The sequence below is a fragment of the Aliidiomarina sp. genome (assembly GCF_022565475.1).
Taxonomy (GTDB): domain Bacteria; phylum Pseudomonadota; class Gammaproteobacteria; order Enterobacterales; family Alteromonadaceae; genus Aliidiomarina.
In genome coordinates this window covers 68,160-90,691 of sequence record NZ_JAIUMR010000011.1, presented here as the reverse complement: position 1 = coordinate 90,691, position 22,532 = coordinate 68,160, and the positions used below count along the sequence as shown (strand labels likewise).

General features: G+C 50.8%; 24 protein-coding genes. 19 read left to right on the top strand and 5 right to left on the bottom strand.

Translation table 11 applies throughout. The annotated features are described in order from the left end of the window. Positions 1–32: 32 nt before the first annotated feature. From hisS to der, 4 genes are all read left to right on the top strand, one after another. Positions 33–1,310, top strand: a complete 1,278-nt coding sequence (hisS, locus tag LAT77_RS10345) for a histidine--tRNA ligase (RefSeq protein WP_290564484.1) — start codon at positions 33–35, stop codon at positions 1,308–1,310. A gap of 13 nt (positions 1,311–1,323) precedes the next feature. Next, positions 1,324–1,941, top strand: a complete 618-nt coding sequence (locus LAT77_RS10340) for a tetratricopeptide repeat protein (RefSeq protein WP_290564483.1) — start codon at positions 1,324–1,326, stop codon at positions 1,939–1,941. A gap of 2 nt (positions 1,942–1,943) precedes the next feature. Beyond that, positions 1,944–3,128 carry an outer membrane protein assembly factor BamB gene (gene bamB, locus LAT77_RS10335; protein ID WP_290564482.1) on the top strand — a complete coding sequence of 395 codons (1,185 nt, stop codon included), beginning with the start codon at positions 1,944–1,946 and terminating at the stop codon, positions 3,126–3,128. 135 nt (positions 3,129–3,263) lie between these two features. Then, positions 3,264–4,727 (top strand): ribosome biogenesis GTPase Der, encoded by a 1,464-nt coding sequence (der, locus tag LAT77_RS10330; RefSeq protein ID WP_290564481.1) that lies wholly within the window; start codon positions 3,264–3,266, stop codon positions 4,725–4,727. A 68-nt stretch (positions 4,728–4,795) separates the two neighbouring features. On the opposite strand, the gene hslO is transcribed toward der, so the two are convergent. Both hslO and hslR read right to left on the bottom strand, forming a co-directional pair. Continuing rightward, positions 4,796–5,662 (bottom strand): Hsp33 family molecular chaperone HslO, encoded by an 867-nt coding sequence (hslO, locus tag LAT77_RS10325; protein ID WP_290564480.1) that lies wholly within the window; start codon positions 5,660–5,662, stop codon positions 4,796–4,798. A gap of 17 nt (positions 5,663–5,679) precedes the next feature. Beyond that, positions 5,680–6,072 (bottom strand): ribosome-associated heat shock protein Hsp15, encoded by a 393-nt coding sequence (gene hslR, locus LAT77_RS10320; RefSeq protein WP_290564479.1) that lies wholly within the window; start codon positions 6,070–6,072, stop codon positions 5,680–5,682. Between the two features lie 150 nt (positions 6,073–6,222). Here hslR and gspC point away from each other — a divergent pair, with 150 nt between their 5' ends. The 14 genes from gspC to LAT77_RS10250 all read left to right on the top strand — a co-directional run bounded on the left by gspC (position 6,223) and on the right by LAT77_RS10250 (position 18,818). Next, complete coding sequence (gspC, locus tag LAT77_RS10315; RefSeq protein WP_290564478.1) at positions 6,223–7,131, top strand: type II secretion system protein GspC; 909 nt, start codon at positions 6,223–6,225, stop codon at positions 7,129–7,131. Between the two features lie 8 nt (positions 7,132–7,139). Continuing rightward, the gene (gene gspD, locus LAT77_RS10310; RefSeq protein ID WP_290564477.1) at positions 7,140–9,233 is read left to right on the top strand and encodes a type II secretion system secretin GspD; all 2,094 of its coding nucleotides are present in this window, start codon (positions 7,140–7,142) and stop codon (positions 9,231–9,233) included. Next, positions 9,230–10,822: a type II secretion system ATPase GspE gene (gspE, locus tag LAT77_RS10305; protein ID WP_290564476.1), complete on the top strand. Its 1,593-nt coding sequence runs from the start codon at positions 9,230–9,232 to the stop codon at positions 10,820–10,822. The genes gspD and gspE overlap by 4 nt, the downstream gene beginning before the upstream one ends. Positions 10,823–10,825: 3 nt before the next feature. Continuing rightward, complete coding sequence (gene gspF / locus LAT77_RS10300; protein ID WP_290564475.1) at positions 10,826–12,046, top strand: type II secretion system inner membrane protein GspF; 1,221 nt, start codon at positions 10,826–10,828, stop codon at positions 12,044–12,046. Beyond that, the gene (gene gspG, locus LAT77_RS10295) at positions 12,046–12,480 is read left to right on the top strand and encodes a type II secretion system major pseudopilin GspG (RefSeq protein WP_290564474.1); all 435 of its coding nucleotides are present in this window, start codon (positions 12,046–12,048) and stop codon (positions 12,478–12,480) included. Before gspF ends, gspG begins: the two co-directional genes overlap by 1 nt. 2 nt (positions 12,481–12,482) lie before the next feature. After that, entirely contained in the window at positions 12,483–13,097 is a 615-nt protein-coding gene (locus LAT77_RS10290) for a type II secretion system protein (RefSeq protein WP_290564473.1), read from the top strand. Continuing rightward, complete coding sequence (gene gspI, locus LAT77_RS10285) at positions 13,091–13,480, top strand: type II secretion system minor pseudopilin GspI (protein WP_290564472.1); 390 nt, start codon at positions 13,091–13,093, stop codon at positions 13,478–13,480. The genes LAT77_RS10290 and gspI overlap by 7 nt, the downstream gene beginning before the upstream one ends. Then, a complete protein-coding gene (gene gspJ / locus LAT77_RS10280; RefSeq protein WP_290564471.1) occupies positions 13,480–14,106 on the top strand; it encodes a type II secretion system minor pseudopilin GspJ in 627 nt (208 codons plus the stop codon). Before gspI ends, gspJ begins: the two co-directional genes overlap by 1 nt. Then, complete coding sequence (gene gspK, locus LAT77_RS10275) at positions 14,103–15,143, top strand: type II secretion system minor pseudopilin GspK (protein WP_290564470.1); 1,041 nt, start codon at positions 14,103–14,105, stop codon at positions 15,141–15,143. The genes gspJ and gspK overlap by 4 nt, the downstream gene beginning before the upstream one ends. After that, positions 15,103–16,296: a type II secretion system protein GspL gene (gene gspL, locus LAT77_RS10270; protein ID WP_290564469.1), complete on the top strand. Its 1,194-nt coding sequence runs from the start codon at positions 15,103–15,105 to the stop codon at positions 16,294–16,296. The genes gspK and gspL overlap by 41 nt, the downstream gene beginning before the upstream one ends. Next, positions 16,293–16,847, top strand: coding sequence for a type II secretion system protein M (gene gspM / locus LAT77_RS10265; protein WP_290564468.1), 555 nt, complete (start codon positions 16,293–16,295; stop codon positions 16,845–16,847). Before gspL ends, gspM begins: the two co-directional genes overlap by 4 nt. A 14-nt stretch (positions 16,848–16,861) precedes the next feature. Beyond that, entirely contained in the window at positions 16,862–17,608 is a 747-nt protein-coding gene (locus tag LAT77_RS10260; protein WP_290564467.1) for a type II secretion system protein N, read from the top strand. Positions 17,609–17,643: 35 nt separating this feature from the next. Beyond that, on the top strand, positions 17,644–18,504 hold the full coding sequence (locus LAT77_RS10255) for a mechanosensitive ion channel domain-containing protein (protein ID WP_290564466.1): 861 nt from the start codon (positions 17,644–17,646) through the stop codon (positions 18,502–18,504). 74 nt (positions 18,505–18,578) lie between these two features. Further along, positions 18,579–18,818 carry a hypothetical protein gene (locus tag LAT77_RS10250; RefSeq protein WP_290564465.1) on the top strand — a complete coding sequence of 80 codons (240 nt, stop codon included), beginning with the start codon at positions 18,579–18,581 and terminating at the stop codon, positions 18,816–18,818. Between the two features lie 6 nt (positions 18,819–18,824). On the opposite strand, the gene LAT77_RS10245 is transcribed toward LAT77_RS10250, so the two are convergent. Continuing rightward, positions 18,825–19,121, bottom strand: coding sequence for a HigA family addiction module antitoxin (locus LAT77_RS10245; RefSeq protein ID WP_290564464.1), 297 nt, complete (start codon positions 19,119–19,121; stop codon positions 18,825–18,827). After that, positions 19,121–19,399, bottom strand: a complete 279-nt coding sequence (locus tag LAT77_RS10240; protein ID WP_290564463.1) for a type II toxin-antitoxin system RelE/ParE family toxin — start codon at positions 19,397–19,399, stop codon at positions 19,121–19,123. Before LAT77_RS10240 ends, LAT77_RS10245 begins: the two co-directional genes overlap by 1 nt. Positions 19,400–19,624: 225 nt before the next feature. Between LAT77_RS10240 and LAT77_RS10235 the strand changes: the two genes are divergently transcribed. Beyond that, the gene (locus tag LAT77_RS10235; RefSeq protein WP_290564462.1) at positions 19,625–20,704 is read left to right on the top strand and encodes a hypothetical protein; all 1,080 of its coding nucleotides are present in this window, start codon (positions 19,625–19,627) and stop codon (positions 20,702–20,704) included. Between the two features lie 379 nt (positions 20,705–21,083). Here LAT77_RS10235 and xseA read toward each other — a convergent pair whose 3' ends face one another. Continuing rightward, positions 21,084–22,487 carry an exodeoxyribonuclease VII large subunit gene (gene xseA / locus LAT77_RS10230; protein ID WP_290564501.1) on the bottom strand — a complete coding sequence of 468 codons (1,404 nt, stop codon included), beginning with the start codon at positions 22,485–22,487 and terminating at the stop codon, positions 21,084–21,086. Positions 22,488–22,532: the final 45 nt, after the last annotated feature.

The window sequence follows — 22,532 nt, the reverse complement described above, 5'->3', positions numbered from 1 at the left end:
GCCGTCATTTTTTAACCAAGGAATATCATCAGGTGGCCAAGCAGATTCAAGCCATTCGCGGAATGAACGACATTCTTCCCGAACAAACAGGCCGTTGGCAGTATTTTGAAGCAGTCATTCGTGATTTGCTTGCAAGCTATGGATATAGTGAAATTCGGATGCCAATCGTCGAGCAAACTGATTTGTTCAAGCGCTCCATTGGTGAAGTCACCGATATCGTAGAAAAAGAAATGTACACCTTCGACGATCGCAATGGTGACAGCCTAACCTTGCGGCCAGAAGGGACCGCCAGTTGTGTGCGCGCTGGTAACGAACATGGTTTGCTGTATAACCAAACTCGGCGAATGTGGTACATGGGACCGATGTTCCGCCATGAGCGTCCACAGAAAGGGCGTTATCGTCAGTTTCATCAGGTCGGTGTCGAAACATTTGGTCTGCAAGGACCCGATATCGATGCGGAACTTATTTTGATGACCGCACGACTCTGGAAGAAATTGGGTCTTAGTCAATTTCTCACCTTAGAGCTAAATTCGTTAGCGTCCAATGCTGCACGAGCGGCGTATCGGGAGGCATTGACGGCGTATCTGCGTGAGCACAGTGCTGTGCTGGACGAAGATAGCGTGCGCCGACTCGACAGTAACCCACTGCGAATACTGGACTCAAAAAACCCAGCCATGGCAGAGATGTTGGCCCAAGCACCGAAATTGAGTGAATACTGGGACGAAGAATCGCGAGTACACTTTGCTGAGCTTTGCGCCAGACTAGACGCGGCAGGCATAAGCTATGTCCATAACGAGCGCTTAGTCCGCGGTCTTGATTATTACAATCGCACGGTGTTCGAATGGGTCACTGAAAGCTTGGGCGCGCAAGGGACAGTGTGCGCTGGCGGCCGCTATGATGGCTTGGTCGAGCAACTCGGTGGCAAAGCGACACCGGCGGTAGGATTTGCGATGGGTGTGGAGCGTCTAGTCCTGATGTTAGAGCAGCTTGACCAACAAAGCTTGCCTCGGGAAGTCGATGTCTATATTTTAGCGGCGACTCAGGACGCGGAAATTCCAGCGCAACAGCTTGCTGAACAGATACGTGATCAGGTCACCGGTCTCAGAGTTATGTTACACTGCGGCGGTGGTAAGTTCGCCAAGCAGATGAAGAAAGCGGATCAAAGCGGTGCCGAGCTGGCATTGATTCTCGGCACGGATGAAGTGCAAAATGAACAAGTGACAATTAAGTATTTGCGCCAAGAGAAAGCGCAGGAAACATTAACCTATGCGGCCTTGACTGAAGTGCTTGGCGCTTTAGTTGCAAAATAAGAGGAAGAAGTCCGTGGAACATGAAGATCAACAAGTCGAAGAGATTAAAAAGTTTATAAAAACTTACGGCCCATGGATTGTTGCCGGTGTCGTCATCGGTTTAGGTTCGTTGTTTGGCTGGCGCACATATAGCGATCATCAAGTGGCAACGCAACAAGCGCGTACAGCTGTCTATGAGCGCGCACTCGAGCGTTTACAAGCAGCGTCGCCAGAAGAAGCCCCAGGGATTGCCCGCAACTTATTAGAAGAAGTCAGCGGAACTGAACATGCGGGTTTAATTCGTTTACAGTTGGCGCAAAAATTGGTTCTCGGTAACGACCTCACGGCCGCGAAACAAGAGCTGGAAACTGCCTTAGGGGAAGTCAAATCGTCTGAATTACAGGCGTTGATTCGTACGCGGATTGCCCGTATTGCTATTGAGCAAGGCGACTTTGATGACGCAGAACGGCACTTAAGTGCAATCAATCAAGCTGCCTATCGTGGCCTTGTTGCAGAAATTCGTGGTGATTTACTTTACGCGCGTGGAAACTTTAGCGCCGCTCGCGAGTCGTACCTGCTAGCGCAAACAGAGCAGGCAGAAACAGCGTCGCAAGCTCTGCAAATGAAAATCGATAATTTAGCAGGACAATAATAATGGTATTAAAACGTTGGCTTACCGCGTTCGCAGCAACCGCTTTACTTGCCGCGTGTTCATCGTCTGACGATGGCCCGCGTCATGCAGAACTGCAGCCGATCACCACCACAGTGGAAGGTCGCATTGAATGGCAAACGCGGGTTGGACAAGGCATTGAAGGGCACTATTCACAATTACGACCCGTGGTGCAGGACGAGACAATTTATGTTGCTGATCGTCACGGTACCGTGGTCGCGCTCAATGCAGCCAACGGCCGTCAACTCTGGCGTGCTGACTTCGGTGGACGCCGAGGCATCCTGAATCGTTGGTTCCGTGGCGAGCCCGCGCGCATTAGCGGCCTCGCGGTCGCCGGCTCGATGCTGTTTGTCGGTTCTGAAAACGGTAAAGTGATGGCGCTGAATAGCGACAATGGTGAGCTGATTTGGGAACAGAAAGTTCCAGGCGAAGTTTTGTCGGCACCGACAGTCGGTGACGGTCGCGTGGTCGTTCATTTAGGTAGCGGCTATGTTGTTGCCTTAGCGGCACGGACGGGTGAAATTCAATGGCGTCATGAAGATGACGTGTCACTCCTTTCACTGCGTGGTACTTCACGTCCAGCGATCGCAAGTGGCGGTGTCATGTACGGCAGTGCTACGGGTAAGGTCGTAGTATTGATCGCGCAAACAGGTCAAATGGCTTGGGAAGAGCGAATCGCGACGCCAACCGGCTCAACCGAACTTGAGCGCATTGTCGACGCCGACGGGTCACCACTGATCGTGGGAGGTACCATGTATTTGTCGGCTCAGAATGGCGAGCTTGCCGCGCTTGATTTGCGCACCGGTGAAGTTCTTTGGAAACGTGATTACGCGGCATGGCGCTCACCAGTACAAGTGCAAACGCGGGTTGTTGTGGTTGATCAGGAAAGCTATTTAGTGGCAGTCGATCGCAATAATGGTCTTGAACAATGGCGCAACACCGACTTGTATTTGCGTAGTGTAACCGAGCCAGTGAATGTGGGCTCGTATTTAATTGCCGCTGATCGATTCGGTTATGTGCATTGGTTTAATCGTAACGATGGCCAATTGGTCGGTCGTTTGTCACTGAATGATGATCCGGTACGTGCAGCGCCTGTGGTAGCCGGTGACCGCATTATCGTGCAAGACGCTGCCGGCCGAGTGTATGCAATCAGTCAGCACGAACGCTAGCGCGGCAGCAACGACATCGCCCTAAACAGCAACGCGAAAGCACCGAAAGTCAGCTAAACTGACTGGCAATAGGTCATACAACGCCTGAGTCGTCGTCGACTGCTCAGGCGTCTTTTAGTTTATAGAGGAATAAATATGTTACCAGTGGTCGCATTGGTTGGACGCCCAAATGTGGGTAAATCAACATTATTTAACCGGCTCACGCAGAGCCGTGATGCACTGGTTGCTGACTTTCCGGGCTTAACCCGCGATCGGCAGTATGGTCAAGGTCGTTACGACGACTACCAGTTCATCGTGGTGGATACTGGCGGTATTCATGGCAAAGAAGAAGGGCTCGATCTTGCGATGGCGCGGCAGTCATTAGCGGCAATTGATGAAGCCGATGTGGTGTTGTTTTTGGTCGATGCACGAGAAGGCGCAAATGCGGCGGATGAGTTTATTGCCGAGTATTTGCGCAAACAAGATAAACCAGTGTATTTGGTCGCGAATAAAGTGGATGGTCTAGATGGCGATGCCGCTGCAGCAGACTTCTACGGCTTGGGTTTAGGTCAAGTGTTCCAAATCGCTGCCGCCCATGGTCGTGGTGTCTCGCAATTACTGCGCGAAGTGATGGATCCGCTTGCCCTTGAGTTCCCCGGCATGTTGGAACTTGCGCGCAAAGAAAAAGAAGAAGTCCCCACGGAATTGACCGAGGAAGACGCGGACGCAGAAATTGAACGTTTGCAAGCGCAACCGATTAAATTGGCCATTATTGGCCGCCCAAATGTAGGTAAATCAACCCTGACTAACCGCATCCTTGGCGAAGACCGGGTCGTTGTCTATGACATGCCAGGTACAACTCGCGATAGCGTATTCATTCCGATGGAGCGTGACGGTCGCGAGTATGTGTTAATTGATACTGCAGGTGTTCGTCGCCGTGGGCGCATCGACATGGCTGTGGAAAAGTACTCGGTGGTGAAGACCTTGCAAGCCATCGAACAAGCGAACGTGGTCATTTTAGTGATCGACGCCCGCGAAGTGATTAGCGATCAAGATTTGAACTTGCTTGGTTTTGTGCTCAACGCTGGTCGTTCAGTGGTGATCGCCGTGAATAAATGGGATGGCATGGAGCAGGACGCCAAAAATCGGGTTAAAGATGAGCTGGATCGCCGTCTTGGTTTTGTTGACTTTGCACGTATTCATTTTATTTCAGCGCTCCACGGTACCAACGTCGGCCATTTGTTTACATCCGTTCAAGAAGCCTATGCAAGTGCGACTCAGCGTGTCGGCACGGCGAAACTGACGAAGATTATGGAAGCCGCTCAAGAAGACCATCAGCCGCCACTCGTGCGCGGTCGTCGGGTGAAATTGAAGTTTGCCCATGCGGGAGGTTACAACCCGCCGCTGGTTGTGATTCACGGCAACATGGTCAATGAGTTACCGGTGAGCTATAAGCGTTATTTAATTAACTACTTCCGTAAGTCGCTACAACTCATGGGTACGCCGATTCAAGTGGAATTCCGCACCAGCAAGAACCCTTATGAAGGCCGGAAAAATTCACTGACCTTGTCGCAACAGCGTAAACGGAAGCGTTTAATGAAATTTGTGAAGAAAAAGTAAGCACAGCAAGTAACAAAAAAGGACAGTTTGCTGAGCAGACTGTCCTTTTTCAGTATTGAGAGCCAAATTTATTGCGGCTGGCTAGGTGCTTCATGTGCATTTAAGGCATCAACGTCAAACGCAGTGTAGACGTAGTCTGTTAAGCAATAGTCGCAGGTCAGTCGCAGCTCGCCTTCTTCGGCAATAATTTCACGTAATTCATCCATTGGCACACTGCGTAACGCGGTAGCAGTCCGTTCCCGTGAGCAGCCACAGAAAAAGCGAATCGCCTGTTCTGGGTAGAGTTCAACGTCTTCTTCATGATACAAACGATGCAAGACTTCTTCTGTGCTGAGTTGGTACATTTCTTCCGCAGTTAGTGTCTCTGCCAGAGTACTCAAATGGTCAAAGCCTTCTGTCTCTTGGTCGCTGGCGGGTAATACCTGCAGGAAAAATCCAGCGGCTTGGCCACTGCCAGGATCTGCAAATAGCCAAACGCGCGTGGGCAATTGCTCCGATTGGAGGAAATAGGCCTCAATGGTGCTCGCGAGGCTATCACCTTCAATGCCGACCACGCCTTGATATTCTTCACCGTGTTCTGGGCTCAAGGTAATCACCAAGTAGGCACCTTCGCCCACCAAACCCAGAAAGCTTTCGTCTTTCGGTGTGTCGACTAATCGAGCGACACCACGCAGTGCTTGATCGTGGTTACCATTCACCGTGGCATAATTCAACGGACCATCGCCTTGAATTTGGACGTTGATATGGCCTTCAAATTTTAGCGTTGCGGTCAACAGACTGGTCACCGCCATTAATTCGCCCAGCAGTTTTTGGACACCCAGTGGATAGTCATGATTGGCAATTAAAGCACGATAGCTTTCTTGTAAGCGAACTAACTCGCCACGAACATCGTGGTTACGAAACGCAAATCGAGCAATAATATCGTTGCCATGCATAGGAAAACCTCGTTCAACTACTGGTTTTTAAAATGAATAAGTTCGCGTCGTTGTTTCTTATCCGGACGCTTATCAGGGTGCGGATTATACAGTGAATTCAATTTCCGTGCTTCAGCATTTTCCGCGCGCTTGGCTTCACTTTCGGATGTCTCTCGGTAGAGTGCCTGTGCTTCAGTCGCACTGCGTCGCTGTTCACTCACGGTGACAATTTCTACTTCCATGCGGTCATAGCCGCGAGGAGTTACAATATGCCCACCGACCTCAACTATTTTCGCTGGCTTGCTGCGTTGGCCGTTATACGTTACTTTGCCTGCCTGAATCGCCGTTCGAGCAAGGCCTCGAGTTTTAAAAAAACGCGCAGCCCAGAGCCATTTGTCGAGACGCACAGCTTTAACATCAGAGTCTGACATGCAATGCTCCTTGTGATCACGTATGAAAATGGATTTTAACATGCTTACTTACATTTTTTTACCCGATTACACGTTGTAGTTAACGGCATTTGCGCGCTAGAATGCTTTTCTTATAACAAAAATTCAATAGGCCGATTTAGGCATTCGTTTATGAAGACATTTTTTACATCGAAGCTTCGCTTCGGTGGTTTAGCGGGAAGCGCAAAATCTGCAGTCGGGGGATTAGCAATGGCGAAGGTGGCTATGCTGATTGGTACCCTGTTGATCATTGCTATCGCTATTCAGGCGGCTTTCTTCACATTGCGGCTGATTACACCGACAGCCGTGGCTCCATTGGTCGTTGCCAGTGCTGGAAGCTCAGCAACTGCTGCATCGCCGCTGCGCATCGAAGCTGTTCGCGGTTTAAACCTGTTTGGCGAATATGGCGCACGTCCAACCCAACAAGCGCAACGTATTGAAGCACCGGAAACGACATTGAATGTTCGCTTGGTCGGCGTGACTGCAAGCTCGAATCCAAGTCTCTCAGCCGCGATTGTCCAACAAGGCAATAACCAAGTTGTCTATATTATCGGTGAAACTATTTCGGGAAGTCGAGCTGTCGTCCGAGAAATCCATGCCGACCGTATTCTGATTGAAAATGGCGGTCGCATGGAAACCGTCTATTTGGAAGGCCGTGACGGCTTTACGCCAGAATTCTCTCGCACTCAGGCAACTAGCTCACGCACCAGCGGAGCGGTTCCGGCGCAAGCTCCGCGTGAACTCACCGCCTCACCCGAAGTGATGATCGATAATGTCATGGAGCTGATTAATATCACACCAGCTTCCAATGATGGTGAGTTGATCGGTTATCGACTGAGCCCGAAATCGAATCCAGAAATTTTTCGCGCAGCGGGTCTGCGCGACGGCGATATAGCCATTATGTTGAATGGTTATGACCTCACCAATGCAGCGGAAGCTATGTCATTGGTACAAAGTTTAGAGTCTATGACGACGGCCTCGATTGTCGTGTTACGCGACGGTGAAGAAGTGACCATCGAACTCAGTATTCCAAATCAATAGGTAAGTACATGCGTCTTTTATTACAGATTTTTGGCCTCACGCTCGCTGCTAGCTTGGCACTCGTGCCCGCATCGGCAATGGCTGAGGAAGAGTTTTCTGCCAGCTTCATGAACACGGAAGTGTCTGAGTTTATCCAGTCAGTGAGCCGAAACCTCGAAGAAACCATCATCATTGACCCTGAGGTTCGTGGGCGCATCAATGTTCGCAGCTATAATGTGATGAATCGCGACCAATATTACGCCTTCTTCCTTAATGTTTTGGAAGTCTACGGCTTTGCCGTTGTGCGCATGGACAATGGTGTCTTAAAAGTCATTCGCGAACGTGACGCACGAACGCGGCCTTCGCCATTAGTGGACGACGATAGCTATACCGGTGACGAATGGGTCATTCGTGTGATTCCTGTTGAAAACGTTTCGGTCCGTGAGCTTGGACCATTATTACGGCAGTTAAATGAACAAGCTCGCGGTGGCGCGGTCATGACTTATGATCCGTCTAACGTGGTGATGCTGTCGGGTCGTGCAGAGCTTCTTAACCGGATCGCAGAAATTATTCGCCGGGTCGACCAAGCCGGGAATCAGGACGTGGAAGTGGTTGAGTTGAAGCATGCTTCAGCCGCTGAAATGGTCCGGATTGCGCAGGCTATTTTCCAACAGCAAGGTACCAATGTTCCGGAAATGTTGGTGCCGCGTATCGTTCCTGATGAGCGCACCAATCGTGTGCTCGTTAGCGGTGAGCCGCGTGCTCGAGCGCGTGCGATTCGTTTGATCCAGCAACTCGACACAGAAATGGAAACCAGCGGTAATACCCGCGTGTTCTATTTGCGTTATGCCAAAGCGACCGAGATGGTGGACTTGCTGCGTGGGATGACGCAATCGATTTTAGCGGAACAAAGACAACAAAGCTCAGGTGGTTCCGGTGGCGCGGCTCCAGCACAGCGTCGGGCCGGTGGTGAAATTAGTATTGAAGCGCATGAGCCAACGAACGCTCTTGTGGTGACGGCACAGCCAGACATGCTGCGCTCGATTGAAGGCGTGATTGGACAGCTTGATATACGTCGCGCTCAGGTCCTTGTCGAAGCCATTATTGTTGAAGTCTTTGAAGGTGATGGAATTAATTTTGGTATTCAGTGGGTTAGCGAAGACTTCGGCATGATGCAGCATAGCAATGGTCAGATGATTCCGATTGGCCAACTTGGGGTCGCTGCTGAAGCAGCACGGACTCAACGTGGGGCCGAAACCGAGCGTGTGGACAATGCCGGCAATATCTTTACGACCCGAGAGCCAGACCGTCGCGGTGACTATACCTTGTTAGCAAATCTGTTAAGTAACGCCAATGGTTTGCTCATGGGGACTGTGGAGAATGGTTGGGCGGCCGTGGTTCAAGCCGTGGCCACGACGACAAATTCAAATATTCTGTCAGCACCGAGTATTACGACACTCGACAACCAAGAAGCAAGCATTTTGGTCGGTCAAGAAGTACCAACACTGACAGGCTCTACAGCGAGTGCTAATAATACCAATCCATTCCAGACTATCGATCGTCGTGAAGTGGGCGTGCGTTTGCGGGTTACACCACAAATCAATGAAGGCGACGCGGTCCAACTTCTGATTGAACAAGAAGTATCGAGTGTCGCCGGTAGCACGTCGGTAGACGTTACCTTCAATAAGCGTGAATTGAAAACCACCGTGTTAGCACGCGATGGTGAAACTATTGTACTTGGCGGCTTAATTGACGAAGACGTCCAAGAAAGCCTCTCGAAAGTACCATTACTGGGCGACATTCCAATTCTTGGCCATCTCTTTAAGTCGACGAGCGTGACCACACGCAAACGCAATCTGATGATCTTTATTCGTCCAACGATTATTCGTGATGACGATCGTATGGGATCACTGAGTCAACGCAAGTACAGTTATATTCGTGCCCAGCAGATCGAACAACGCCAACGTGGTGTGTCACTGCGGTCGCGAGATACGGTACCGGTCTTACCTGAGTGGGATGACGACGCCGAACTGCCACCAGAGTATCAACGTTTCCTTGATGAATGGCGTCGCGAAACTGAAGAGTTGCGTCGCGAAGCAGAAAGAGGACGTGGTCGCGAATGACAGATGAAGTAATGATGCGTTCGGAAGGTAATGATGAACAGACAGCTGCGCTTGCTGAGCAGGCCAGTGCGGAACTGACCGATGTACAAGCGCAAGAGTTAGTCACTGACGCCGAGCCGTTAACACGCAAACGCCTGCCGTATGCGTTTGCACGTCGTGAAGGCGTGGTACTGAGTTGGCAAGATGATCGGCCGGTTTTGAATACCCGTGGTCGTCCGCGGGCATCGACATTGCATGAAGTACGGCGGATGCTCGGGCAAGCGTTCCAGGTGCAGGAATATAGTGATACTGAATTCGATGTGCTGCTCAGTCAGGCTTATCAGCGCGACTCTTCCGAAGCCAAACAGCTGATGGAAGACATTGGAAATGAAGTGAACTTGTTTTCCCTTGCTGAGGAGCTTCCACAAACCGAAGACTTGCTCGACAGTGAAGATGATGCCCCGATTATTAAGTTAATCAATGCAATGCTTAGCGAAGCCATTAAAGAAGGTGCTTCTGATATTCATATCGAAACCTTCGAAAAAGACTTGGTGATTCGGTTTCGTATCGACGGCGTACTCCGTGAAATTCTCCGGCCACATCGGAAGCTCGCGTCTTTGTTAGTGTCGCGGATTAAAGTTATGGCGCAGTTGGACATCGCCGAGAAGCGACTCCCTCAAGACGGCCGTATTTCCTTATTGATCGCCGGTAGAGCTGTCGATGTGCGGGTTTCGACCATGCCATCGAATCATGGCGAACGAGCGGTATTGCGTTTGTTAGACAAAAACAACGCACGACTTGATTTAGGCGAGCTGGGGATGACATTGGAAAACCGGCAACTCTTTTCGCAGCTGATTCACAAACCCCACGGCATTATTTTGGTCACCGGTCCGACCGGCTCGGGTAAAAGTACCACGTTATATGCCGGTCTCAGTGAAATTAACACCAAAGATCGGAATATTCTGACCGTTGAAGATCCCATCGAATATGCTCTCGAAGGCGTTGGCCAAATGCAGGTCAACCCGCGTGTCGATATGACGTTTGCGCGCGGCTTGCGGGCGATTTTGCGGCAAGACCCGGATGTGGTCATGGTCGGTGAGATTCGTGACGGCGAGACCGCACAAATTGCAGTGCAAGCGTCCCTGACCGGTCACCTAGTGTTGTCGACCTTGCATACGAATACCGCATCGGGTGCGATTACGCGTCTAGAAGATATGGGCATTGAGCCGTTTCTTTTGTCGTCGAGTTTGCTGGCGGTTTTGTCGCAACGCTTGGTGCGAACTTTATGTAAAGATTGTCGAGAAATTCATACCGCGACTCCAGAAGAATGCGAACTCTTGGGCGTTAATGCCGAGAACCCACCGCAGATCTATTCAGCGAAAGGTTGTGCCAAATGCAGTCACACGGGCTACCGCGGTCGAACCGGCATTCATGAAATGCTTATCGTTGACGAAAAAATTCGTGAGATCATTCATAACGGTCACGGTGAGCAGGCGATTGAAAAATATGCGCGTACTCGTTACCCAGGAATACGCCAAGATGGCCGCGATAAAATTTTGCAAGGACGCACAACGCTCGAAGAAGTATTGCGCGTGACGCGCGAGGAGTAAAGTATGCCAGCGTTTGCGTACGAAGCTCTGGACAAGCAAGGGCGAAAAAAGCAGGGTGTCCTTGAAGCCGATACAGAACGGCAGATTCGACAGCAATTGAGGGAACAAGGTTTGTTTCCGGTTGCGGTTGAAATTGCCAACGCCCAAGAAAAGGGTTCGGCGCGCAAGCAGGTTTGGTTTCAACGGCGTATCAGTACCCATGACCTCGCGTTAATTACTCGACAACTGGCGACCCTAGTGGCCGCCGCCTTGCCGATTGAGCAAGCTTTGTTAGCGGTTGCTGAACAAACCGACAAGCCGCGTTTGCAGAAAATGCTCATGTCAGTGCGTAGTCGTGTTGTTGAAGGTTACAGCTTGGCGGAAGGCATGCGCGACTTCCCCGCTATTTTTGATGACCTCTTTTGCTCGATGGTGGCGGCTGGTGAAAAATCGGGACATCTCGATGAAGTCCTCAACCGCTTAGCCGACTACAGTGAACAGCGGCAAGCGATGAAAAGCCAGATCAATCAGGCCGCTGTGTATCCGATTGTGTTAACCGTTGTGGCGATTGGCGTGGTGGCATTCTTACTCGCTGTGGTCGTGCCGCAAATCGTGGAACAATTCGAGGATCTTGGCCAAGACTTGCCGATGATTACGCAGATCCTCATTGCCGTCAGCGATGGCTTACGTGCTTACGGCCTCTACCTTACCATCGCTCTGATTCTTGGCTTTGTGCTTTGGAAGCAAGCCATGCAAAAGGAGAGGTTTCGTTATCAGGTGCACAAAAGGCTACTGTATTTGCCCTTTATTGGCGGCTTAGTGCGTGGCGTGAATACAGCTAGATTTGCACGGACATTGAGCATTTTGACCGCTTCTGCTGTCCCATTATTAGACGGTTTGAAAGTTACCGCCTCGGTTTTAGGTAATTTACGCATGCGTGAGGTTGTTGAAGATGCTGCCGACCGTGTGCGAGAAGGATCGAGTTTGCGTGCAGCTTTGGCGCACAGTAAGCTTTTTTCACCAATGATGTTGCACATGATTGCATCAGGGGAAAAAAGCGGTGAGCTCGAACAAATGCTGCGTCGCTGTGCTGATAACGAAGATAATCAGTTTTCAGCAGTGGTCAATGTCAGTTTGAAGATCTTCGAACCGTTATTGATTGTCGTGATGGCAGTCATTGTGTTGTTTATTGTGCTAGCGATTATTTTACCAATTCTAGCGCTCAATCAATTAGCAGGTATGTAATGATGAATAAAAGACAATCCGGTTTTACCATGATTGAACTCATGGTCGTATTGGTTATTCTCGGTATTTTGGCCAGTTTTGTGGTGCCGAATGTTTTCTCTCAGCGTGATCAGGCGGATCGACAAAAGGCGATTTCTGACATCACCGCATTGGAAAATGCAATGGAACGTTTCTACCTCGATAACGGCTTTTACCCGAATACCGCGCAAGGACTGGATGCATTGGTGAGTGCGCCCAATATGGATCCACGCCCACGAAATTATCCTGAAGGCGGTTATATTCGTCGTCTGCCACCTGATCCTTGGGGAAATGAATACCGTCTGTTAAGCCCAGGTCAATACGGTCGATTTGATATCTTCTCAATGGGCCCAGATGGACAAGCAGGTACCCAAGACGATATTGGCAACTGGAATATGCACGACCGGAATAACTAATCATGTTCGCATGGGGCTCTGGAGCACCGCAGCAAAACTTCACTCGAGGCCAAAGCTCGCGACGACAAGCGGGCTTTACCTTAATTGAAGTTATGGTCGTTGCGGTCATTATCGGTATCGGCGCCCTGTTTATTGTTATGAATGCACCCTCACGCGCCTTAAATGAGGGCGCAGAAGTGAGTGCAAAGCAGTTTTTACAGCAACTTCATTTTGCTCGCGAACGTGCGCTGTTACGCAATCATGTCTATGGTATCGAGTTTGACGAAGAAGAGCAGTGGTACCAGTTTTATCGGTGGCAAGACGGCCGCTGGACGACGCCCGATGCGCAACAATTGCAGCGCGTGCAAATGCCAGATTATGTTGTTTTTGAGCTTGAGATGGGTCAGTTCCGTTTGCTTGATAATATGCAAGAAGGACGTGAAAGCGTGTTTGGCCGCGATCGCCGCGCCGATAACCCAGATGAGCGCGTTCCTCGTCCGACCATTCTAATTTTCGAAAGTACTGAATTTATTGGTTTTACGTTGCGCATTGAAAACCTGAATGATGTGCGTGACGCAGTGGTTATCGACGCTCGCGACGGTTATAGCGCGTCACTTCGCGAGGCGGATGTATGGTGAATCCGAACGCCCGCCAAGCAGTGCATGGCTTTACGCTCGTTGAAACCATGTTTGCGTTAACTATATTTGCCTTAGCGGCACTCGCTGCGGTATTTGTTGCCACTGAACAATTACGCAGTACCAGCGCGCTCGAAGAACGTTATCTTGGTCAATTGGTGGCGAGTAATCGTTTGGCAGAGGTTCATGCCAATACCATTGCGGGGAGCTGGCCACCGCAAGCGGAGGCGAGCGGTGAAGTGGAGCTTGGCAGTCGCGAATGGTACTGGCAGCAGCGCACAGTTGAAACCGTAACCGACGACCTGCGGGAAGTTACAATAGCAGTCAGCCGTCGTGAAAATGGCCCCGTGATCGTTGAGCTGAGTACGTTTGTGGGGCGGCGTTGATGAAGTCGACACACCGCCGTGCGCAAGGTTTTACGCTAATTGAAGTTATGGTTGCGATCATGATTCTTGCCGTGATTGGCGCTGCCAGTGCCGTCGTTTTATCGAATATGATTGACGCCAACCGCACTAGTGAACGGCGCCATGAGGCGCTGCAAGCGTTGCAGTTTGCTTTATTAACGCTGGATCGTGATGTCCGACAAATGGTGGTGCGGCCAGTACGTGCAGTACCCGAAGAGCGTCGGCATTATTATCTCACCAATGATGGCGCCTTGATTGACAGTGACAGTGGTGGTCTTGCGTTCGTGCGAGCGGGCTGGACGAATCCGCAACAGATGTTGCCACGCAGTGAGTTACAGCCTGTCAGTTATCGTATTCGTGACGAGATCTTGCAGCGGGTGTCACAACCTTTTGTCGATGACGCTAGCGGTGAAGCGCAAATTCAGAATCTCTTAGACGGCGTCACCGAACTTGAGGTTCGGTTTCTCTTTCGCGGCCAAGAAGTTGAACGCTGGGAGCTGCAACACTCGCTGCCGGATTTGGTCATTTTGACCATGGACACGAAAGAATTCGGCGTGATTGAACGTTGGCTCTTGGTCAGTGGTGCGAAAGCGGAGAATATTCCATGAAGTCGCCAAAACGCCAGCAGGGCGTCGCGATTATCACGGTGCTGCTGATCGTCGTTATTGTCACTGTATTAGCGGTGCAAATGAGTGGTCGCTTGCGCTTACAAATCGCCCGCGTTATTAGCAGTGATCACGCCGAGCAGGCCTACTGGCATTGGATGAGTGCAGAGTCACTTGTGCGACAAGTGCTGCTTGCTGAGCTTGAGGAAGACGACAATCGCGTGCATTTAGAGCAGAACTGGGCGACTCAGCAAGGCCCATTCCCTGTTCGTAATGGCATGATTGCTGGAGAAATCAAAGATTTACATAGTTGCTTTAACCTCAACGCGCTGTATAAAAACGAAGAAGATTTGGCCGCGCTGACGTTGGCCATGGAGCAGTATCAAGCACTATTGGAAGCCCTTGAATTTGATCAATATACAGCGGAACGGCTTACCGCAACTTTAATTGACTGGATCGACAAGGACAGCCAGCTGCATAGTAATTTAGGTGCTGAAGATGCCGACTACGAGTCGTTACCGCAGCCATACCAAGCCGCAAATAGTTTGCTTTCGCATCGCTCGGAGTTGCGCCAAATCATGGGTTATACGCAGGAGGTCTATGAACGATTACGACCGTTTGTCTGTGTCATACCCGCGCAAACCCAGTGGCGATTGAATCTAAATACGGTACCTGAGGATCGTGCCGAACTTATTGTCGCGTTTTTCCGCGGCCAAATGGACATGAATAGTGCACAGAGTCTACTTGGTGCTCGACCGCAGGACGGCTTTGCCGATGTTGAGAGTATTCAGCAACAAACCGAAATTCAAAATCTCGTAGGCGAAGGACAAACCATCCAGGGGCTTCCAGAAATAGAAGCTTTGACCGTAGAAAGTCAATACTTTGAGTTGCGTGCAGCAATTCAATATGGTGATCTAGAGTTTTATGGGGTTAGTCAGTTACATATAACCAACGGTGAGGCATACGTCGTGCATCGCTCGCGGGGAGGATACGAAACGGATGAACGAACAGATAATAATTCGTCTTCCAGCTTCCGATAATGCGCCAGTATTTTGGTTGATTTGGAACTCGGCCGGAAGAACAACGGTAGCTAGTGGCCAGTTGGCAGGATTGAATGACTTACCCAGTCTGACCGAAAAGGCGCAGGGGCGAGACTTGCGCGTGTTTGTGAGCTCGCTAGCGGTTGCTTGGCATAACATTGAGATTCCGCAAAAGTCGCGCCGCCAGTTGCAACAGGTAATCCCGTTCGCACTTGAAGATGAGTTGGCGGAAGACATAGATAATTTGCATTTTGCTTGGCCGGAGCAGCTGCCGAAGTCCGATCAAATCCCGGTGCTCGTGGTTGCCAAACGGGCCATTGACCGCTGGCTCGAAGCGCTGGCAGCAGCAAAATTGAGACCTACAGCTCTGTATCCTGACTTTTTTATGCTGCCCGTGGTCGAGCAGCAATGGAGCGTGGCTGATTTTGCTGAAGCTTGGGTTATCCGCCAAGGACCATGGCAAGCGTTGAGTTTGGACCCTTATTTAGCGACCTATGTGCAACCAGACGGTGACGAGGTTTTGGCAAAAATCGTGAGTTACGGTGAAATTGAATGGCAACAACCACCTGCTGTCGTCGAGGCCGGCGAGGAAACATTAGCGCTTGAGCTTGGTGCGCAGTTAGCAGCGCATGAAGCGGTCAATCTCCTGCAGGGGGATTATCGAGTCCAGCAGAAAACAGCCTTTAATATAGGCCCCTGGAAATTCCCAGCGGTGGCCGCTGCTGTGCTCGTAGCTCTGCTCTTTGTCGACAAAATGGTGACTGTTATTGAACTAGAACGCGAAGCGCAACAGGTTCGGCAGCAATATGAACAGCTGTATTTAGATACGTTCCCTGAAGAAAGCCGCGTGGTCGATATCCGCTATCAACTGCAACAACATGTCGCACGAACGGGCGGTGCGAGTGGCGGCGGGGTTGTGGTGTTATTGAATCAGTTGGCACCAGCGTTTCGTGCAGCACCGATCGAATTGACCAGCTTGAATTATGATCAGCAGCGCGATGAGCTGCGTATCCAAGCCAATGGTCAAAACTTACAGTCGTTTGAGCGCTTTGTGCAAGCCGCGCGGGAGCAATCACTGCAGGCGGAGCAGGGCCAGTTGGCGAATCGAGCAGGACAAATTAACGGGACCATTATCGTCAGGAGCGGCTCATGAATGCATTAGCGAAAATCACCGCACCGCTGAATGAAAGGTTACGCCCAAGTTTGGATAAATACAAAGCGCAACTGGCTCAGCGCTGGCAGGGGCTGCAAACTCGAGAACAACGCTTAATTCAAGTCATGGCTGTGTTTATTGCCCTTGCGATTCTTTGGTTTGGTTTCTGGCAGCCGCTGAACGAGCGCATTGAGCGGGCGGAAATGCGTTTGCAAGCACAGATACAAACCCAGCGTCATGTGGAGCAACAGATTGCCTTGGTGCTGCAAGCGCGTAATCGGCAGCAACAAAGTGTGCAACAAGTTCGTGCAAACCAACTCAATAGCGTCGTCAATCAGCTCACTGGTCAGTTAGATATAGACGTCTCACGGGTGCAGCCTCAGAATGAGTCTTTGGTTTTAGTATTCAATGAAGCACAATTCAACGCGTTGCTGGAGTTACTCGTGCAATTGAGTGAACGTGGCGTCTTAATTGAAAGCTTGGACGTTACCGAAACGAACACGACCGGTGTTGTTCGGGTGCGCCGTTTGCAAATTCGCGCCACTGGTTAAAATAGGAAGTGTCCATGGCTGTTCGGACTAAGTTAATTGTTGTTTTTATTCTGGCTTACATGATCACCTTGGTCGTGATGTTGCCGGCTCGCCTGGTTGTTGCGTTTGCGCCGCTCCCTAATGGAATTGAGCTTCAGCACGTTCAAGGAACGATTTGGAATGGTCAAATAGGCCGTGTCGAGACGCCTGATTTTGCGTTGAACGCGATCCAGTGGCAACTTCGACCGTTGCATTTCTTCACCCTCCACGCGGTTGCTGATGTGCAAATCACCTCACATCGTGACAATCCATTGACTGGTCAGGCGCGCGTCATCGCGAGCATGAATTCAGTCGAAGTTATTGATGCTCGCTTTGCAGGTAATCTACAAGAAATCATGGCGCTCAGCCCAGTGTCGTCGCCGATTCCATTGCGCGGTGCGCTGACCTTGCAAATCGATGAGTTCATGCTTGGCCAGCCGCTGTGTGAAATCCTGAATGGTCAGGCCCGGGGCTTTGATATCGAAGGTGAATTTAATCGTCGCTGGCAACCATTAGGTGACTACACGACCAACATTGGCTGTGCCGATGGCCGCATGTTAGTGCAGATGCCACGAGACAATTTACTCGGCTTAAGTGTCGACGGCACAGTTGCTCCCAATGGAATTGATTTACGCATTGGGATTGCGCCACAGGCTGGTGCACCGCAAGGGCTGACCGAGTTACTCGCTTGGTTAGGTCAACCGGATGCAGAAGGTCGAAGGTACTTTAACTTTCGGCTATAATGCATTCATACTTTCTAATAGATAAGGAATCTTTCATGAACGAGCCTCTCGACTGGGTAGCAGAAAATCAAGAAACCATGTTGCTCTTTGGCGGCAAGGTGATTGTCGCTTTGATCATCATCATCGGCGGTTTCATGATCGCAAGAGCGCTGTCCAACTTTATGGTCAAGCGTCTTGAAACCAGCAAAATTGATAATGCCGTGGTGTCTTTCCTTGCGAGTATATTGCGGGCAATTATTATTGTTGCTGCAATTCTCATGTCACTCTCGCATGTCGGTATCCAAACCACTTCGTTTGTCGCCATTCTTGGTGCGGCCGGTTTAGCCATTGGTTTGTCATTACAAGGCTCACTCGCCAACTTTGCATCGGGCGTGCTGATCATGATCTATCACCCGTTCAAATCGGGCGACTATGTTGACGCAGGTGGTATTCAAGGCACGGTTCAACGCATTGAGCTGTTTACAACAATCTTGAAAACGCCCGACAACAAGTTGGTGATCGTGCCGAACTCGCGTATTACCGGCAGTGAAATCACGAACTTCTCCGAAGAAGCGACGCGCCGCGTCGACATGCTTATCGGTGTTTCGTATAAGGCAGACCTGAAAAAGACGAAAGAAGTCCTGATGAACGTCATCACCAACGACGAGCGTGTTTTAAAGGAACCAGCTCCGCGCGTTGCAGTCACTGCATTGAATGACTCGTCGGTTGATTTAATTGTCCGCCCATGGGTCAAGAGCGAAGACTATTGGCCAGTCTACTGGGACATGATGGAACGTATTAAAAACGCCCTCGACGAAAACGGCATCGGCATCCCATATCCACAAATGGATGTTCACCTCCACCACCCCGAAGGCGAAGCCGGCGAGATGCGCGTCCTCAAGGTCGACAAAACCTAAAGGCTGGCGCTTCAGCTTCCGGGCCACCGGAGGGGACTCCTGAGGACCGCTCGAAATAGGCTTCGTAGGCTTCCATGGCTTGCGAAGCCACTTTCTCGGATCGCTCGAGTACATCCGTGTATCGCTATGGCGTCGCCATCCATGGCGACGACATTCCGAGAAAGCAGCATTCGCAACCCATTCACGCCTTCGAGCCTTTAGTTTGGCATTCCTCAGCAATCCCCTCCGGCGTCCCTCGCGCTGAAGCGCTGCAACATGGCCATCCGAGAAAGCAGCATTCGCAAGTCATTCACGCCCACATACTGAGGCTTTAATTTCGCTTAGACAGCGAACTCGATGGTTTCGTATTCAGCTAGATCAATAGTCTTTCGTGCTTGCCATAGGTTGAAGTTGTCTTGCATTGCCAGCCAGCTTTCCGGGGAGCGGCCTAGAACCTTCGAGAGCTTTAGCGCGACAGTCGGAGACAAATCGGACTTACAATTGAGTAGCCGGCTCACTTGGGCAGCGCTCATTTTTAGCTTTCGAGCCAATTCATTGGAACTCAGGTTAAATGGCTCAAGATACACCCGCTTGATGAATTCCCCTGGGTGCAAAGGCTTGTATTGTTGAATGCTCATCAGTGGTAGTCCTCATAATTCACAACGTAGGCGTGACCATCAATAAACTCGAAAACGATGCGCCAGTTTCCACTTACGTTAATTACCCATAAGCCTTCACGATTTCCTTTTAGTGCGTGTAGACGCCATCCGGGAATGTCCATATCTTCGACGACCGTAGCGGTATGAAGCGCTTGTAATCGTTCTTCAATACGTTGTGCGTGGTGAGCCTGAATGCCTGCCTTGCTCCCGTTGGTGAAGAACTTTTCCAGTCCTTTGTGTTTGAAGCTTTTAATCATACAATTATTCTGCCCAATCGTTACGCATTACGCAATATGTAATTTATTAAGCCGGAATTGAAGTTGTTGTTACGCTGCAGCTCCAACTAAAACAAAACGCTCAAAAAAGTTCAGAAAATACAAAACGCAACCCTAGAATGCAATTAGCCATTAGATTAAATGTGCTTGCGGTCGGTTGGTGTTGGCGGTAGGTTGGAATTTAATCGAATGTTAAGGAACAATGTTATGCAGAGGATTTGCTTCACTTTTTTATTTTTGATTTACCTGCTACCTATTCAAGCGCTGGCTGATGCCGAGCCTATCACTTTGCGTCACGCCATCATTGATTACCGCGACGGTAATTATGAGTCGGCTTATGACCAAATGTTAAAGTATTTGCCGTTAGGTAGCCCTGATGCTGCCTATTACTTAGGTGTGTTCAGCATTGAAGAGCTTGGGACGGATTATGACCCAGTGAAATCGGTGGGCTATCTGCGGGCTGCGAAAGCGTGGCGACATCAGAGTGCCGAGGATTTGTTGGTGCAAATTGAGCCGCACTTAAGTGCAGAAGAGCTCGATGCAGCAGAAGCGTTTTATACAATGTTGAAAGATGAGCTCATTGTCGCTCGTTCACCCAGTTGGCTTGAGCTTCGTGACCGTGAATATCGTCCTGCACGACGACGCGCACAACCTGAATACCCACCTCATTATGATCGGCAAGGCATGCAGACTTGGGTGAATATCGTGCAAGTGGTCAGTAAACGAGGGCATGTGTTGGCCTCAACGGTATTGAATGAACCGATGACTGATTTCACCCGTAACTATCGCCGCGTTGAAAATCAATTTCGCTATCCAGCAGCCGATCAAATTCAGTATACGCGTGTCCTATTAGACTATCGACTCGACCTCAATACCGCTGAGGAACTGAAAGTCATTCAGGCATCGCTCGATCGTGCCTTGCCTTTGGCGGAAGCTGGTGTTCCGGAACAACAAATGTTTTTAGGTGGCTTGGCTATGACGCGCGACCGCAATAACGAACCCTATCCTATGTTGGCTGATTATCGCCCGTGGGTTTGGTATGACCGCGCTGCTCGAGGCGGTTATCAGCCAGCCCAGCACTTTATGGCGTTGCAATTTTTTTCTCAAACCTGGGCGCAATATCTCATTGACCAAGGCGATCTCACTGTCATGACTTTCTATGGTGCACAGCTTCATAATCTTGCGGCTGATGACGCTGAGCGCGCTCGCGGTCTGCAACTTCTCGAACAAGCAGCTGCCGCGGGTGACGAACGTGCTGTAGCAATCCTCGCCGATATTAGATCTTGAGCTAAGCGTTTGCTTGGGCGCGAGTGGTGGGGCTTGGGCTGTTATCGGAATGTCGTCGCTATGGTGGGAAGTCATAGCTTTGCAGGTTTGGGCTTTCGCTGAGCGTTTGCTTGTGCGCGAGTGGTGGGACTTGGGCTGTTATCGGAATGTCACCGCTATGGTGGGAAGTCTTAGCTTTGCAGGTTTGGGCTTTCGCTGAGCGTTTACTTGGGCGCGAGTGTTGGGGCTTGAGCTGTTATCGGAATGTCGTCGCCATGGATGGCGATGCCATAGCTATACATGTATGTACTCGAGCTATCCGACAACAGCTCAAGCCCCAACACGGAAGCCCAAGCCCCAACACGGAAGCCCAAGCCCCAACACGGAAGCCCAAGCCAAGCTAGGGATTAACTTGGCGGACTTCGCTGATGACTTCGCCTTCGGCGAAGCGGGTGCGTAGCTCGTCGCCAGGTTTGAAGGCGCTGGCGTTACGGATGATGTTGCCGTTGGCGTTGACGGTAATGCTGTAGCCGCGTTTAAGGGTGTGCAAGGGGCTGACGATGTCGAGGGTTTGCTGGGCTGCTTGCTGACGGCTGAGGGCTTGATTGAGGCGCTGTGTGATAGCGCGTACGCCTTGATTGTAGAGCTGCTCGGTACGCTGACGCAGTGCGGGCAATGCGTGACCGGGTTGGGCACGTTGGAGACGGTGTTGGAGCTGCTGCAGTTGTTGCTGCTGTTGGCGCAGACGACGCACCATTGCTTGCTCCGCACGTTGTTGCCAGTCATCGAGCTGCTGAGCACGCATTTGCAAACGCTGTTGCGGGCTTAATGGCTGCAGACGTTGACGTAAATGCACTAACTGCGTGCGTTGACGTTGTAAGATTTGCTGCATCGCGCGGGTTGCTTGTTGTTCGGCTTGTTGCAATTGCCGCACCAGCTGCTGTTGATCTTGGCTGACCAATTCAGCTGCAGCTGATGGGGTTGCCGCACGTATATCAGCGACAAAGTCGCAAATACTAAAATCGACTTCGTGGCCAACCGCACTAATGGTGGGTAACGGACAGGCGGCAAGGTCGCGAGCCAAGGCTTCGTCGTTAAAACAGCATAAATCCTCTAACGAACCGCCCCCACGGGTGAGCAAAAGCACGTCAACTTCATTGCGGCGAATGGCTGTGGCCAAGGCTTGGCGCAACTGCGCCGGGGCGTCCGCGCCTTGCACTTGCGCGGGATAAATAATGACTTCGAGACTCGGGTCGCGGCGCTTCAAAACACTAAGAACATCTTTAATGGCGGCGCCTGTGGGCGAGGTAATCACACCGAGCGTGCGCACTTGTTTGGGTAACGGTTTTTTGCGCTCAAGGGCGAACAGCCCTTCTTGTTGGAGTTTTTGTTTCAGCGCTTCAAACTGTTGCTGCAATAAACCTTCACCGGCGGCTTCAAGATGTTCGACAATCAACTGATAATCACCGCGCGGCTCGTACAAGCTTAGCCGAGCACGAACAAGAACTTGCATGCCGTGCATGTTTTGTGAATTGGGTCGGCCATTGACGGCAAGTCGCACGCGCTGATTGTTGCCACGGAACATGGCGCAGCGAACTTGTGCTTGTTCGTCTTTGAGCGTGAAGTACCAGTGCCCCGAGGAGGGCGCGGAGAAGTTTGAGATTTCGCCGACCAACCAAAGGTTGCCGAAGTGCGACTCGAGTAGGCGCCTGACTTCACTGTTCAGGCGGGAAACGGTAAAAATTTGCCGTTGTTGGTCGCCGGATTCGCGCTTTTGCCCAAATGGGTCGTCGAAAGATGGCATGTCCATGGATAGTTTTACCTCAATGTAATTTGGCGCGCGATGAGA

Bases quoted from the DNA above. Each gene is read 5' to 3' on its own strand.
- gspG (WP_290564474.1), top strand. From the start codon at position 12,046: ATGATGAATAAAAGACAATCCGGTTTTACCATGATTGAACTCATGGTC.
- LAT77_RS10235 (WP_290564462.1), top strand. From the start codon at position 19,625: ATGCAGAGGATTTGCTTCACTTTTTTATTTTTGATTTACCTGCTACCT.
- hslR (WP_290564479.1), bottom strand. From the start codon at position 6,072: ATGTCAGACTCTGATGTTAAAGCTGTGCGTCTCGACAAATGGCTCTGG.
- der (WP_290564481.1), top strand. From the start codon at position 3,264: ATGTTACCAGTGGTCGCATTGGTTGGACGCCCAAATGTGGGTAAATCA.
- gspJ (WP_290564471.1), top strand. From the start codon at position 13,480: ATGAAGTCGACACACCGCCGTGCGCAAGGTTTTACGCTAATTGAAGTT.
- hslO (WP_290564480.1), bottom strand. From the start codon at position 5,662: ATGCATGGCAACGATATTATTGCTCGATTTGCGTTTCGTAACCACGAT.
- gspK (WP_290564470.1), top strand. From the start codon at position 14,103: ATGAAGTCGCCAAAACGCCAGCAGGGCGTCGCGATTATCACGGTGCTG.
- gspM (WP_290564468.1), top strand. From the start codon at position 16,293: ATGAATGCATTAGCGAAAATCACCGCACCGCTGAATGAAAGGTTACGC.
- bamB (WP_290564482.1), top strand. From the start codon at position 1,944: ATGGTATTAAAACGTTGGCTTACCGCGTTCGCAGCAACCGCTTTACTT.
- gspF (WP_290564475.1), top strand. From the start codon at position 10,826: ATGCCAGCGTTTGCGTACGAAGCTCTGGACAAGCAAGGGCGAAAAAAG.
- LAT77_RS10245 (WP_290564464.1), bottom strand. From the start codon at position 19,121: ATGAGCATTCAACAATACAAGCCTTTGCACCCAGGGGAATTCATCAAG.
- LAT77_RS10290 (WP_290564473.1), top strand. From the start codon at position 12,483: ATGTTCGCATGGGGCTCTGGAGCACCGCAGCAAAACTTCACTCGAGGC.
- gspE (WP_290564476.1), top strand. From the start codon at position 9,230: ATGACAGATGAAGTAATGATGCGTTCGGAAGGTAATGATGAACAGACA.
- gspD (WP_290564477.1), top strand. From the start codon at position 7,140: ATGCGTCTTTTATTACAGATTTTTGGCCTCACGCTCGCTGCTAGCTTG.
- gspL (WP_290564469.1), top strand. From the start codon at position 15,103: ATGAACGAACAGATAATAATTCGTCTTCCAGCTTCCGATAATGCGCCA.
- LAT77_RS10255 (WP_290564466.1), top strand. From the start codon at position 17,644: ATGAACGAGCCTCTCGACTGGGTAGCAGAAAATCAAGAAACCATGTTG.
- LAT77_RS10240 (WP_290564463.1), bottom strand. From the start codon at position 19,399: ATGATTAAAAGCTTCAAACACAAAGGACTGGAAAAGTTCTTCACCAAC.
- gspC (WP_290564478.1), top strand. From the start codon at position 6,223: ATGAAGACATTTTTTACATCGAAGCTTCGCTTCGGTGGTTTAGCGGGA.
- LAT77_RS10260 (WP_290564467.1), top strand. From the start codon at position 16,862: ATGGCTGTTCGGACTAAGTTAATTGTTGTTTTTATTCTGGCTTACATG.
- gspI (WP_290564472.1), top strand. From the start codon at position 13,091: ATGGTGAATCCGAACGCCCGCCAAGCAGTGCATGGCTTTACGCTCGTT.
- xseA (WP_290564501.1), bottom strand. From the start codon at position 22,487: ATGCCATCTTTCGACGACCCATTTGGGCAAAAGCGCGAATCCGGCGAC.
- LAT77_RS10250 (WP_290564465.1), top strand. From the start codon at position 18,579: ATGGCTTGCGAAGCCACTTTCTCGGATCGCTCGAGTACATCCGTGTAT.